Annotated in this window: 17 protein-coding genes; 4 read left to right on the top strand and 13 right to left on the bottom strand. The window is 60.8% G+C overall.

Going from position 1 to position 12,716, the window contains the following annotated elements:
• Positions 1-37: 37 nt before the first annotated feature.
• A complete protein-coding gene (locus B015_RS0128780; RefSeq protein ID WP_018431233.1) occupies positions 38-829 on the top strand; it encodes an SDR family NAD(P)-dependent oxidoreductase in 792 nt (263 codons plus the stop codon).
• A gap of 17 nt (positions 830-846) precedes the next feature.
• On the opposite strand, the gene B015_RS0128775 is transcribed toward B015_RS0128780, so the two are convergent.
• From B015_RS0128775 to B015_RS0128765, 3 genes are read right to left on the bottom strand one after another with little or no spacing between them, the layout of a single operon-like run.
• The gene (locus tag B015_RS0128775) at positions 847-2,064 is read right to left on the bottom strand and encodes a cyclopropane-fatty-acyl-phospholipid synthase family protein (RefSeq protein WP_018431232.1); all 1,218 of its coding nucleotides are present in this window, start codon (positions 2,062-2,064) and stop codon (positions 847-849) included.
• The gene (locus tag B015_RS0128770; protein WP_018431231.1) at positions 2,061-2,861 is read right to left on the bottom strand and encodes a DUF1365 family protein; all 801 of its coding nucleotides are present in this window, start codon (positions 2,859-2,861) and stop codon (positions 2,061-2,063) included. Before B015_RS0128770 ends, B015_RS0128775 begins: the two co-directional genes overlap by 4 nt.
• Positions 2,858-4,192: an FAD-dependent oxidoreductase gene (locus tag B015_RS0128765; protein WP_026227859.1), complete on the bottom strand. Its 1,335-nt coding sequence runs from the start codon at positions 4,190-4,192 to the stop codon at positions 2,858-2,860. Before B015_RS0128765 ends, B015_RS0128770 begins: the two co-directional genes overlap by 4 nt.
• A 287-nt stretch (positions 4,193-4,479) precedes the next feature.
• On the opposite strand from B015_RS0128765, the gene B015_RS0128760 reads away from it, so the two are divergent.
• From B015_RS0128760 to B015_RS0128750, 3 genes are read left to right on the top strand one after another with little or no spacing between them, the layout of a single operon-like run.
• A complete protein-coding gene (locus B015_RS0128760) occupies positions 4,480-5,022 on the top strand; it encodes a sigma-70 family RNA polymerase sigma factor (protein WP_040457461.1) in 543 nt (180 codons plus the stop codon).
• Complete coding sequence (locus B015_RS0128755; RefSeq protein ID WP_018431228.1) at positions 5,019-5,684, top strand: ChrR family anti-sigma-E factor; 666 nt, start codon at positions 5,019-5,021, stop codon at positions 5,682-5,684. Before B015_RS0128760 ends, B015_RS0128755 begins: the two co-directional genes overlap by 4 nt.
• Before the next feature lie 40 nt (positions 5,685-5,724).
• The gene (locus tag B015_RS0128750) at positions 5,725-6,141 is read left to right on the top strand and encodes a DUF2177 family protein (protein ID WP_018431227.1); all 417 of its coding nucleotides are present in this window, start codon (positions 5,725-5,727) and stop codon (positions 6,139-6,141) included.
• 76 nt (positions 6,142-6,217) lie between these two features.
• Here the strand turns inward: B015_RS0128750 and B015_RS0128745 are convergent, their stop codons facing one another.
• The 10 genes from B015_RS0128745 to B015_RS32890 all read right to left on the bottom strand — a co-directional run bounded on the left by B015_RS0128745 (position 6,218) and on the right by B015_RS32890 (position 12,378).
• Positions 6,218-6,670, bottom strand: coding sequence for a TspO/MBR family protein (locus B015_RS0128745; RefSeq protein WP_018431226.1), 453 nt, complete (start codon positions 6,668-6,670; stop codon positions 6,218-6,220).
• The gene (locus tag B015_RS31865) at positions 6,670-8,094 is read right to left on the bottom strand and encodes an MFS transporter (protein WP_081623601.1); all 1,425 of its coding nucleotides are present in this window, start codon (positions 8,092-8,094) and stop codon (positions 6,670-6,672) included. The genes B015_RS0128745 and B015_RS31865 overlap by 1 nt, the downstream gene beginning before the upstream one ends.
• On the bottom strand, positions 8,095-8,493 hold the full coding sequence (locus B015_RS0128735; protein WP_026227858.1) for a hypothetical protein: 399 nt from the start codon (positions 8,491-8,493) through the stop codon (positions 8,095-8,097).
• 63 nt (positions 8,494-8,556) lie between these two features.
• Complete coding sequence (locus B015_RS0128730; RefSeq protein ID WP_198292925.1) at positions 8,557-9,069, bottom strand: DUF3833 family protein; 513 nt, start codon at positions 9,067-9,069, stop codon at positions 8,557-8,559.
• A gap of 367 nt (positions 9,070-9,436) precedes the next feature.
• Positions 9,437-9,634 (bottom strand): hypothetical protein, encoded by a 198-nt coding sequence (locus B015_RS33130; RefSeq protein ID WP_157632953.1) that lies wholly within the window; start codon positions 9,632-9,634, stop codon positions 9,437-9,439.
• 61 nt (positions 9,635-9,695) lie between these two features.
• Positions 9,696-10,010: a DUF982 domain-containing protein gene (locus tag B015_RS0128725; protein ID WP_018431222.1), complete on the bottom strand. Its 315-nt coding sequence runs from the start codon at positions 10,008-10,010 to the stop codon at positions 9,696-9,698.
• On the bottom strand, positions 9,997-10,299 hold the full coding sequence (locus tag B015_RS0128720; protein ID WP_018431221.1) for a DUF982 domain-containing protein: 303 nt from the start codon (positions 10,297-10,299) through the stop codon (positions 9,997-9,999). The genes B015_RS0128725 and B015_RS0128720 overlap by 14 nt, the downstream gene beginning before the upstream one ends.
• Before the next feature lie 284 nt (positions 10,300-10,583).
• A complete protein-coding gene (locus B015_RS0128715; protein WP_018431220.1) occupies positions 10,584-11,282 on the bottom strand; it encodes an outer membrane protein in 699 nt (232 codons plus the stop codon).
• Between the two features lie 526 nt (positions 11,283-11,808).
• Positions 11,809-12,126 carry an acyl-homoserine-lactone synthase gene (locus tag B015_RS32895; protein ID WP_081623600.1) on the bottom strand — a complete coding sequence of 106 codons (318 nt, stop codon included), beginning with the start codon at positions 12,124-12,126 and terminating at the stop codon, positions 11,809-11,811.
• Between the two features lie 48 nt (positions 12,127-12,174).
• On the bottom strand, positions 12,175-12,378 hold the full coding sequence (locus B015_RS32890; RefSeq protein WP_081623599.1) for a helix-turn-helix transcriptional regulator: 204 nt from the start codon (positions 12,376-12,378) through the stop codon (positions 12,175-12,177).
• Positions 12,379-12,716: the final 338 nt, after the last annotated feature.

Raw genomic sequence — 12,716 nt, 5'->3', positions numbered from 1 at the left:
AACAGGAGTGAAGACCCGATCTTGCAAGGGAGCCGACATGCGTGGAAACATAGACGTAGACAAGCGCGGCCGGGCCAGGCCGGCCGGACGGACGGCGTGGGTCACGGGAGCCGGTTCCGGCATCGGCCGTGCCCTGGTGGTTCGCCTCGCCCATGAGGGCTGGCAAGTCGCTGTCAGCTCGAGGACGGCCCGAGACCTCGCCACGCTTGCAGCTGATGAGCCTGACCTCATCCATGCCTTTCCGCTCGACGTGACGGACGCTGAGGCCGTGCGCGAGACCGTTGCCAGCATCGAAGATGACCTTGGGCCGCTCGATCTTGCTGTTCTGAATGCCGGCACCTACGCCCGCGACTCCGCAATCCGCTTCGACGCGGCCGCCTTTCGCGCTACCGTCGAGGTCAACCTGATGGGCACTGTCCATTGCCTGGCTGCGCTGATGCCGCGCATGCTGGCGCGTGGGTCGGGACACATCGCTGTCGTGTCTTCGGTTGCCGGCTATGTCGGCCTGCCAGGCGCCGCCGCCTATGGCGCGTCCAAGGCGGCCCTCATCAACATGTGCGAGGCGCTGCACCCCGATCTCGCCGCCCGCAACGTGCGCCTCAGCCTGATCAATCCGGGCTTCGTCGACACGCCGCTGACGCAGAAGAACGACTTTCCGATGCCGTTCCTGATTTCGGCCGATGCGGCGGTCGACCACATCATGGCTGGATTGATATCGCGGCATTTCGAGATTGCCTTTCCGTGGAAGATGGCGCTATCGATGAAGCTCCTTGCGGCACTGCCGGCATGGTTGCGCCTTGCTGTGACGCGGCGCATGGTGCGTAACTGACGATCGCGTCCAATCGGTCAATCACGAGCCAGGAGGAACTGGCAGACGTCGATCCTGCCGCTGCGAAATCCAATTGCGCAATAGTGCAGATAGTAGCGCCACATGCGCTTGAAGCGAGTATCAAAGCCGAGCGGCTCGATGCGATTCCAGGCGGCGGCGAACGCCCTGTCCCAGGCAAGCAGCGTCCTTTCGTAGTCGGCCCCGAAGAACTTTTGGTTCAGCACTTCGAGCCCGCGTTGGTTCGCCACGGACGTGAACGCTGTCGGCGACGGCAGCATTCCGCCGGGAAAGATGTAGGTCTGAATGAAGTCGGCGTTGCGGCGATAGTGGGCGAAACGTTCTGCGGCAATGGTGATGGACTGCACCATGGCGCGGCCACCTGGCTTCAACAGCGCCCGCAGCGTATCGAAATAGGTTGGCCAGTTTTCCTCACCTACGGCCTCGAACATCTCGATCGAGACGATCTTGTCAAACCGGCCGGCGCAGTCGCGATAGTCCTGGAGCCTGATTTCTGCTCTGTCCGAAAGATCGGCGGCGGCGAGGCGGTCCCGCGCGAACTCGGCCTGCTCGCGCGATAGCGTAAGGCACGTTATCCTGCAGCCCGTCTCGGCCGCCGCATATTCGGCAAAGCCGCCCCAGCCGCAGCCGATCTCCAGCACATGATCATCCGGCCCAAGCTCCAGCACTTCGACGATGCGGGCATATTTGGCCCGCTGCCCATCGGCCAAAGGCTGGTCATCGCGCTCGAACATGGCCGACGAATAGGTCATCGTCTCATCGAGCCAGAGCCGGTAGAAGTCGTTGCCGAGATCGTAGTGGAAGGCGATGTTGCGGCGGCTGCCGGTGCGTGTGTTGGCGCGAAGCCGATGCCTGAGGAAAGCGAAAAGCCTGGCCGCACCCGGTGCGTCGAGGAGAGTGGCGAACGCAGCTTCATTTGCAGCACCCAACTGCAGCAACGCGCCGAGGTCGGGTGTGTCCCAGTCGCCGTCGAGATAGGCGCGGGCAAAACCCAGGCTGCCGCCGCTTGCCACCTTCCACACCAGCTTGGCCGAACGCGCATTGAGGCTTGCCGACGGACCTGGCAGGGCGCCTTGCGCAAAGTGCGTGTCTCCATTCGGAAATCGGATGGTGAGTTTGCCGGCAGCGATCCTGTCGGCCCAGCCGCAAAGAAGTCGCGCCCACAGCAGCCGGCGAAGGCTCCTCGCGGAGATCGACTTTCCTTCAATATTGCTCATGAATTTGTATGTCCTGAAATTTTTCCCGCCACGACGGTCGTGGCGACCCTGCTCGCTGCGGCGCTATGGTGGTGTACGGGAATGCCTTTCCACCAGATGCGCAGCGCCTCCCAGTGGATGCCCAGGGTCACCTTGAGCGTCATCAGCGGGTAGCGGAACAGCGCACGCAGAAGCGCGCGGTCCGTCAGCGGTTGGCGCCGGCCGGAAAACGAAGCGACCAGAAGCGCCCCTCCGGCGTCGGATTCATCGATGCGCACGAGCACGTTTTCGCCTGGCGGCTCGATGTGGAAACGGTAGAAGCACGACATCGGCATGAAGGGCGAGACATAGAGTTCCTTGGCGCAGCCCTGCCGCACAGGCCCCGTCGCGCCATCCTCGACCGGGATGACATAGGTATGTCGCTCGGCGAAGGTATTGCAGACCTCGTAGAGGATGGCGCGCAGCGTACCGCCCGAGGCGTAGCAAAAGTAGACCGTCAGCGGATTGAAGACGTAGCCGAGGATGCGGGGATAGCAGAGTACGCGGATGCTCATGCCCTCCTCCAGCCTGCCGGCTTCGCGCAGACGCGCTTCGATCCAGGCGCGCAGGCCACCAGGGCTACCGTCGCCGTGGTCGGCGTCCCAGAAGCTCAGCATGGCCGGGCGGTTGTAGCCGAACAGTCGAGACGCCGCGCTCACTGCCTCCAGCTCGTCGAAATCGAGCAGCAGCGAAAAGACGCGGTAGCGGAGCTTGTGCCGGCGCGGCCGCACGCGCATGTGCATGACCTTGCCGCAGAACAAAGCCGACTGGCCGCTCATTCCGCGGCCTCCAGTCGTGGCTGCAGCCCAATGCGCCCGGATTCGTCGCTCACTTGCCAGGGCCGCCGCACGTCGGCGACGCTCTCGGCCGCGGCCAGCCCGGCCTGCAAGCCGTCCTCATGGAAGCCGAACCCGAAATATGCACCGCAGAACCAGGTGTTGCGCCTGCCCTGCAGGCGCCAGAGCTGCTGCTGGGCGTCGAGCGCGCGCTGGTCGAACAGGGGATGGGTGTAGTCATAGCGCCCGATGACTTTCGACGGCGCGATCTCGCGGGTCGGGTTGAGCGTGACGAAGAGCGGATGACGCCTGTCGAGGTTCTGCAGCCGGTTCATCCAATAGGTCACGCACAGCGGCTGGGCGCCTTCGTCCCTGCTTTCGCCGATATAGTTCCAGCTCGACCAGACACGCCGGCGCCTGGGCATCAGGTTTACATCGGAATGCAGCACGGCCAGATTGTCGGTGTAGCGGAAGGCGCCGAGCAGGCTGCGCTCCTCATGATCGGCATCGACCAACAGGCCGAGCGCCTGGTCGGCATGGGTAGCAATGACGACGTCGGTGAAGGTGTCGGAATTACCCGTCGTGTCGGTGACGACGACGCGGCCGTTTTCCCGCGAGATGCTGCGGACCCCGACGCCCAGCCGTACGCCTTCGATGGAGCTTCCGCTTAGGCGCCGGACATATTCGCGGCTGCCGCCAAGCACGGTTCGCCACTTCGGGCGGTCGGCAAGGCTAAGCAAGCCATGGCTGGCAAAGAACCTGACGAAGGCAAGCAGCGGATATGCGCGCATCTCGCGCGCCGTGGTAGACCAGATCGCGGCCCCCATCGGCAACAGATGGTCCTCGATGAAGGCCGGGGCATAGTCGTTGCGGTCGAGATATTCGCCGAGGCTGATGCCGTGGAGGTCCGTTCGATGCAGCAGGGCCGGCGCCTCATGGTAGAAGCGAAATATGTCGCGCATCATCCGCCAGAAGCGCGGCCGCACGACATTGCCCCGCTGGCCGATCAGCCCGTTGAGGCCGGAGCCGGAATATTCGAGCTTGCCACCCTCGAGCGAGGCGGCAAAGGACATGTTGGAGGCTGCCGTCGGCACCCCGATTTCCTTGAACAAAGCAACCAGGTTCGGATAGTTGCGCTCGTTGTAGACGATAAAGCCGGTATCGACGGGGATCGTCCCGTCCTTCGTCGGAACCATGACCGTGTTTGAATGACCGCCGAGGCGCTTTTCGCTTTCATAGAGCGTGACGCTCAGCCTGCGGCTGAGCAGCCATGCCGCCGACAGTCCCGAAATCCCAGCCCCGACGACCGCCACGCGGCGAGCATGGTCCGGCAACTTCCTGTTGGAATGACTTCGCACTTTACGCCTTTCCGATCCTGCAATGGCCTTGTGCTTTGATACGCAACCACGGCCGCGCCGGATCGGTGGGCGTCAAATTTTCGTGCGTCGGTGATCTGGCGCCTTGCCGGCCACGTATCACCGGCATGGACACGAACGTTCCCATAAGCTCGCCGGCGTGGCACAAGCGCCCTGTGGTGGGGCGGTGGCGCTCCGCGCCAAGGCGTGGCGAATTGGGAATTTTGGGTATGAGCCGCCAGACTGATGCCGACAAGGTTCCAGACATGCGCGAGCTGCTTTGCGCGGTGGGCGCACGGCGCGACATAGAAGCATATGAGACGCTTTTCCGCCACTTCGCGCCGCGGGTTAAGGCCTACATGGCGCGGATGGGCGGCGACAGCCAGCTGGCCGAGGAACTGATGCAGGAAACCCTGATCGCGGTCTGGAATAAAGCCGAGCGCTTCGATCCCTCGAAGGGCGCGGTCTCGACCTGGATCTTCACCATTGCGCGCAACCTGCGAATAGACGCGTTCCGGCGCGAGAAGCGCCCGGATTTCGACCCCAACGATCCAGCGTTTGTGCCCGAGGACGTTGCTCCGGCCGATGCCGAACTCGACGCACGCGAGGCCTCCGAGCAACTGCACCAGGCCATCGCAGCGCTGCCGGAGGAACAGGCGGCACTGCTGAGATTGTCGTTCTTCGAAGACCAGTCGCACAGCGCGATCGCGACGCGCCTCAAACTCCCGCTTGGGACGGTAAAGTCGCGCATGCGCCTCGCCTTCGACAAACTGCGGGCCGCCCTCGCCCGCTCGGGAGACGTATCGTGACCATCCGTCACCATATCAGCGACGACCTACTCTTGAGCTATGCCGCAGGCAGCCTCGCCGAAGGCTGGAGTATCGCGGTCGCCACGCACCTTGCCCTCTGCCCCTCTTGCCGGCGGCGCCTGACTGTCGCCGAAGGCATCGGCGGCGACCTGCTAGAGACCCTTCCCGACAATGGCTCGGTCGATGACGCATGGGCCAGCGTGCGCAGCCGGCTGCGACAGCAGCCGCAAGCGGCTTCATCCGCCACCCGCGCAACGCCGGTCGTAAGCCATCGCAGCGGCGGCTTGCCGGAGCCGCTGCGCTCCTATGTCGGCGGCGACATCGAGGCGCTCAAATGGCGGCCACTTGGCCGCGGCGCCTACCAGATCCCGATCAGAACAGGGGATCGCGAGACCAAGGTGCGACTGCTGCGCATCCCCGCCGGCAAGCCGGTGCCGGAGCACAGCCATGGCGGGCGCGAGCTGACCCTGGTGCTCAGCGGCAGCTTCGTCGACGGCGACGACGTCTTCGCGCGCGGTGATCTCGAGGACGCTGACGCCAGCCTGACACACCAGCCCGTCGCCACGCCGGACATCGACTGCATCTGCCTTGCGGTGACGGACGCGCCGCTCAAGTTCCGCAGCTGGATCGTCCGTGCAATCCAGCCCTTCCTGGGTATCTGACCGGGCGCCCTCGCCCGGAGCCGCCGAGAGCATCGCATCTATGTTCGCCAGCTACGCCATCGCTTATGCAGCCACCGCCGTGGTTTTCTTCGGTATTGACTTCGTGTGGCTGTCGACCATTTCCACCAGCTTCTACCGCAACCGGATCGGCAGCCTGCTCCTCGACCAGCCCGATCTCGGCGTTGCCGGCCTGTTCTATCTCGTCTATGTCGCCGGAATCGTGCATTTCGCGGTGATACCGGCGGTGCATAGCGCGAACTGGACGACAGCGCTGCTCAATGGCGCGCTGCTCGGGCTGGTCGCCTACGGCACCTACGATATGACCAACCTTGCTACGCTGAAGAATTGGTCGGTTTCCGTCAGCATCGTCGACATGATCTGGGGCATTGCGCTCACCGCGTCTGCGGCAACTTGCGGATACCTCTTCACTGCCCTGACGCTGGCAAAGGACGGCTGACCGTCACCGGCGGCGCGGGCATCGGTGCAAGGCAGGAGCATCTACAAACGGCCAAGTCCCGGTTGTGGCAGTCAACTTAATTCATGTACACGACGCCCGCAGTTAGCGCGGTAGCAAATGCGGTCCATGCCGCATAGGGTAGAAACAGCACCGCTGCCAGTCTGTCACTGTTCCATGCCGCTGCTATGAAGGTCAGCACGGCCGCCAATGCTGCTATCACGACGACCAATGCCATACCCGGTTGCTGTGCCCCGAAGAAAACCGGCGACCACAGAAAATTCAGCGACATCTGTACGAACCAGAGTTTCATCGCCGTGCTGTTTCGATCGCGAACCCAGCACCGCCAGCCGGCAATCGCTATGGAGATGTAGAGCACCGTCCACACAGGGGCAAAGATCCAGTTTGGCGGCGTAAATGACGGTTTGTTCAAGCTCGCATACCATTCCCCCGGCAGCGTTGCGTAGCCGATGAGCATGCCGATCAGGACAACCGCCAGCACGAATAAGATAAGGGAGAAAGCTCTCGACATCAGGCTTCCTTTCCATCGGCGCTCGACGGTGACAAGGGGACAACGGCCGCACGCGAGCTTGGTTCTTCACCAAATGCTTTGCCGTATGACGCGTTGGCGTCGATGTGTGCTCGCAATGCCTGTTGGGCGTCTTCGTCGAGCGGAAAGTTCCACATCACGGCTATGGCGGCGGCCTTGGGCAGAATGGGTAACCAGGCATATAGCGCGGACAGCGTGCTCAGGGCCGTTTCCGGCATGGTCTGGCCGGCGGCAGTGTCGAAACCTGACCAGGCAAGAATGGGAAACACCAGGCCGACGCTGAGTGCGAGCGACAGCTTGGTCGCTAGGCCCCATGCGGCGAAATAGAGTCCCGAACGCTGTTCGCCTGATTTTGCCGTGTCGTAGTCGATGACATCGGCCTGGATGGCTGGCGGCAAAGCGAGATCAAAGCCTAGAAGCAGGCCCGTTGTCGCACAGATGACGGCGAACGCCACGGTGTCGCCAGCACCCAGGAAACCGGCAAGAGCGAACACCGCGCAGGCGATGGTCATCGCCCCGCACCAAGTGCGGTGCTTGCCCGCTTTCGACGCGAGCCAGACGGCTAGTGGCACGCCTAGGATCCCGCACAGGAAATAGAGGAAAAGCAGCGGACCGCGAAGCTCGGCAGCACCGAGCCGTTCGGAGACGAAATAGAGAAACAGCGTCGCCGGGATCGCGTTGCCAAAGCCGTTGAGCAGAAACGCGACGATAAGTCGGACGAACGGCCTGTTTCGGACAACGAAGCGCAGACTGTCCGCCAAGTTCAGTCGCGTCGTCGAACGATTGGCCGGCTCCGGCACGGTCCTGACGGCAAGCACACTGGCAGCCGGCAGCAAGACAAGTGTAAGCAGGGCGACGGCCGCGAGGCCGTGGATGCCGTTATTCCTGTCGAGCCCGACCGCAAAGGGCAGCACGACCGCAATCAGCGTTCCGATGAGCGTCGCCCCTTCGCGAAAGGCCGAAACCACCGAGCGCCCGCGATAGTCCGTTGCCAGTTCCGCGCCCCAGGCAGTGTAGGGCAACAGCGTTCCGGTATAGCCGACCGAAAGCAGCGTGCCCCACAGCGCCAGATAGGCAACGCTCGCGCCTGAAGGTGGCCAGAAGACCATGAACGCGGCGAGGGCCGTCAAAGGCACCGACAGTAGAAAAAGAGTTCGCCTGCGCCCGGATTTCGTGAATACGCGATCACAGAGCCAGCCAATCAGCGGGTCGCTTGCCGCATCGATCAGCCGGATCAGCAACAGAACCGTTCCCACGTCAGCGATAGGCAGGCCGAGATTCTGAGCATAGAAGGTCGGCACCACGACATAAATTGGCAAAGCCACCGTTGCCAGGGGTATCGCCGGCAACGCATAGCACAGTAGTTTCACTGCATGTTCCGGGAGGGGCTTGTCTCGATTACCCATCTAGTCGCCGACACGGGCAGTGCCCTTGGCGCCATCATCTCGGATCCAGGAAATCCTGCGGTCGCCGAGCGACGTGATCTTGAAGCAGAATTGGCGCCCCTTGTACCAGCTTGGCCATTTCTGGCAGAGAGAGTTGTCCTCGATCCACCAGCGGCCCTCCTCCTTTGGCGTAAACATTCTTGCCGCCGAAATGCCCGAGACATCGCCGACAACAACGCCATCCGTGCGATAGCGCAAAGGCAGAGCAATGCCGAATGGCGTGTTCAATCTCACTGTCTCTCCAGCAATCAGTTTTTTGATCTTTGGGCCATCCAATTGGTCGGCCGCGGCCGCCCCGTTGGTCAGGCACAGCGCGGACAAAAGGAGCATGACGAGGCTTTTTTGCGCAGGATTTGACATGATCAGCTCCTTCTTGATGCAGCTTCATGCATGCCGGTTTGGCAGCCTTGGCGGACCGGCCTCTCAGCGGGTTTGGAATTCCACACGCGTAAGCGCCACAGGCAGTCCGAACTTGGTCACGATCGCCTTGTTGAGCACCGTGCCGTCGCCCCGCAGCTTCATGGTGTCATAAAAACGTACACGGTTACCCTTGCCTTTCGGGTCTAGGTCGACAAGGTAACTGAAGCGGGCGGTGCCGCCGCTGATCGTCACCAGCGTCTCGCCGATCACGTCCTCGCGTGTGCCACGATATTTGTTTCTGGAGATCTTTTCGAAGCGCCAGGTCTTCCGCTCGCGTTCGCCATTGTCATAAATGAAGTCCTCCACAAGCGTCAACGTCTTGCCGTTCCACTTGCCCAGCAGATCGACCGTGAACTTGCGCTTGACGCCATTGACCGCACTGAAGCTGCCGATCGCGGATGTTCTTCCGGCAAAATATGCTTCAAGCGAAAAGTCGCCCGCGGCAGCAGGTGCCAGGCCAAGCAACAATGTCATTGCCAAGCCTGCAAGGCCGAAATTTACCGCTTCGCATCGCATGCCTCCAACCTCTCGAAAACTTGCACTCGCAGGTTGATACGGCACCGCGACCCGGCTGGATCACCTACGGCGCGGCAAATCGGGTTTAGCAATCCAGCTCAGATTCGCTCGACGAGTGAAGAACCACGCTCGGCAAAACCCTTCCGCATCAGAGAGACCGCAACGTCTCCAGTCGGAGATTCGCATCTGATAGGCTCGCACGTTCGGATGAGGCATCCACCACATGCTATAGATCGGAGCATGTTTACCTCTGGTCGTTGTATGGGCCTTTGATCTGACCGACCATGCGGGCAAGGGTCGAGAAACATGCCCCGCCTGTCCGACAGGCGAGGCTGGTGGCCGAAGTTCGTTCCAGCTCGCATCAAAGCTATTCAGTCGGTTCTCTCAGGCGTTTTGCGCTGAGGTACATCAATGCAGCAGCAGCTTTGCTGCGATCCCACCCGGCAGCTTGGGCATCATCCAGCAGTCTTTCAAGGCGATCTACCAGTGCGCTTTGGCATTCGGCATCATAGGCGAAAGAATTCAGGTTACTTTCCGGCGATTTGATCGCCAAGTCTTTTGACATAGGTGGCATATCCATGAATTGCTGTGGGTGGCGGCTCTATGTCGCCACCCGTTGACTTAGATCAGACGTGGTTCATCTGCCCCGATCCGGTCGGCGGCGGGGCGGTGCCGTCCTGAACAAGTATGTCCTTTTTGCGCGCAAAAGCGACAAGGACACCCCGCGCAGTCTCGGCATCTATGTCGCCTGCCAAAGCAGCGCGACAGGCCCTGATGGCAGCCCTTTGCTCCGGACTGTTGCCGCACCAATCCATTGCGAACTGGTAGGCGTCGGCAACCGTGTTCAGCTGACGGGGGAATCCAAGGCCGACCCATACGCGGACGGGTTTGCTAAACGGTTGTGCAAACATCTTGTCGCCCTTCCGATCAAACACCGACACCGCTTGCGCCAGTTTTGCCGCCCACCATCCAAGGTAGTGGAATGCTGACGTCTTCCAGTATGTTGACGGATTTGGCAAAGCCCGTGAAAGCCTGCTTGGCAGCAGAGAGCGGATAGCCGTTATCAAAGGCGCGCTGACACGCCCTTAACGCCGTACCGTATATCGGGCCTCGGCGGTTCCTGGGCCACTCATAGAGAAACTCGAGTGCATCCTCCAGGCAGGCAATTTCCTCAATGAGATTGCTTCCGGATTTTACAAAAACCGGGCTGTCGAACATCCGATCGCTCATCAGATCCTCCAGGTCTAACGAAAGTGTGTTTCTAGGATAGGCTTGGCGCCGACAGCGGCACCAGCCTGCCATCGATATGTGTTCGAGAATTTCAGTTTCAAGACCGATTTTGCAAGCGCGTGGTGATCACAGATGAGGCGTGCTGCTCATATCCTTCCATAAGAATTTATAGAATGGCCAGCCGCCTGAAGCCGCCCGTCGGGTCCGATGACGATGTGGAAGATCGGCTCGCCGAAGAACGACACGCTCGACATTCTTGATCCTGTCGAGGACTAGCCCAATTCCTAGAATTTGTAGGCGACACCGAGGCGGAAGTCGTGCGTCTTCAGATCGACGCGTGTATCGTGGCTCGGGAAGCCTGTAATACCGTACGTTGCGTGTCCGAGATCGACAAAGCGATAGTCTAGCCGGGCAACTATCTTGTCAGTTACTGCATGGTCGACGCCGGCACCGATCGTCCAACCGGTTTGCGTCTTGGATCCTGGTAATGCTGGTGTCGACATGTAGTCTGGTGTCGCCTCGTAGCGGCCAAATGCAACGCCGGCTGTTACATAGGGCAAAAAGCGATCGAGGGCGTATCCGGCTCGCGCACGAATTGCGCCTGTCCATTTGAGGTCCGCGTCGGCCGTATTGCCTGCAATAACTCCACCGCTTGCGTCGTCCAAAAGCTCTACCGTGCCACTTCGAATGCGCGCGTAGGTGAGGTCGGCCTCAGCTCCTAGAACGACACTGCTTGAAAACTGATGGTTGTATCCGGCATAGACGCCGAGCAGTCTGCCGTCTGGATCAAGCGGAAAGTGCGACTGCGGAGTGCCAAGGTTGCGCAATACTGCATCTGACGTTCCCCAGGCATAGCCGGCTTGCAGACCAACATACCCGCCAGTCCAGACAAAGGCTGCCGGAGCGGTTGCCGTCGCGTCCGCTGCAAGTGCTTGGCCAGCAGAAATACCGAGCAGGACGCTCGCTAGCAGAATCGCCTTCATCGCAGAAATCCCCCAAGAAAAAGTCTGGCGAACCTAGCGCTGTCTTCAATAATTTCAATCGCCTAATGCGTGCCAATTGCTTGCGGCAATTGTACCAAATGCTCGTTGCCTCAAGCGACATACTTCTCGCCATCGGCCGTGTACTCGTAGCAGAACCAATGCGGCGCCTGCTTGCCAGTGGCGAAGCCCCAGCCGCCATCCTTCTTGCAGTTCGCAAGAGTTGCTCGTAGAGGCCTGATGGCGCGCGGTTTGAGGCTGAGGGTTGTTCGTCGGCATGCCCATACGTTAGCGTGATGTGAATTGACTCCGCAGGCAGATGTTCCTATTTTGTTCCAGTGCGGCATCGAGCCGAACCCTTTTCCGCTATCCAGGCTGAACGTTGCCCGCGACCTCATCACGGTCGGCTGCGCCTATTGCAAGCGCGAGCACACCTATTATCCGACCGGTCTCATGCAGCAACCGTTGCGCCCGCCAGCCAAGGGTATGTGCTTGCCTGCGATCTGGAACGACGAAGTACCTGGTCTATTCAAGTAACTCGCTCGGGCACGCCATCTGTGGCCAGATGCGGAAACAGGTTCTTGAACAGGTTCGGTTTTTTGATTGGCACGAACCTGCTCCCGGCAACCCCTCCCCTCCCCTCTTCGAGGCCAAGCAGATAGATCGCATCGTCATTGTCGAATGGATTGACTTCCCGTCCGTCGGGACGCGCAAAGTCAGTCCACTGACGGTGCCCGACATAGATGTCGTGGCGAATGCGGAAATGTTGTTCCAGTTCGCTTGCGCAGTCATTGCGGTTATAGCGATCAATGACGTGAACGGCGAATGGCAGTCGAGGTCTCGGCATTAAATTGGTCCTGAGGCTCAGAGTTCGATCTCTCCCCGTTGCATTGCTTCAGCGACGGTGTGCACGACATTCGTGGTGTCGAGCTTGTGCCGGGAAATTGCGAAGGTGAGTGTTCACCGTGCGCTTTCCAATGGAAAGGATCTGGGAGATTTCCCATGCTGTCTTGCCGCGAGACGCCCATTTGAAAACTTCGCGTTCGCGGGCGCGCCGTAAAGCACATATCAGGCGCTTTGCGCGGTTCGTGAATCCCAAAGCCTAGCTCTCCCCATAGACAACGAGGGAGTGATCGAACTCCAGAAAACCATTGCCTGGAAGGAAGGTGTTTTGCAGAGCTCGCTTCGATCTTGCCGGTAACGGCCATTGCCTGGGCTCGCAAGCGCAAAATCATCAAGCGCACCGATCGAGTGGTGGCAGTGTTGACCGCTGGTGGCCTCAAGGATCTGGATATAAGCGCGCATGTCAGACTTCCCTCCCCTTTTGCGTCGACTGGGGTTGCTTGGCGGAGCTTTGGTTCGGACCGCCTTTCCTGACACCATCAGACACGTGAGCCCGGCGATCGCCGGCACCAGTTCAGCATGGCCCAGGTGCTT

Source organism: Hoeflea sp. 108, assembly GCF_000372965.1.
Lineage (GTDB): Bacteria > Pseudomonadota > Alphaproteobacteria > Rhizobiales > Rhizobiaceae > Aminobacter.
The sequence above is the reverse complement of the archived record's forward strand: the minus strand, read 5'-3'. Positions and strand labels throughout refer to the sequence as shown.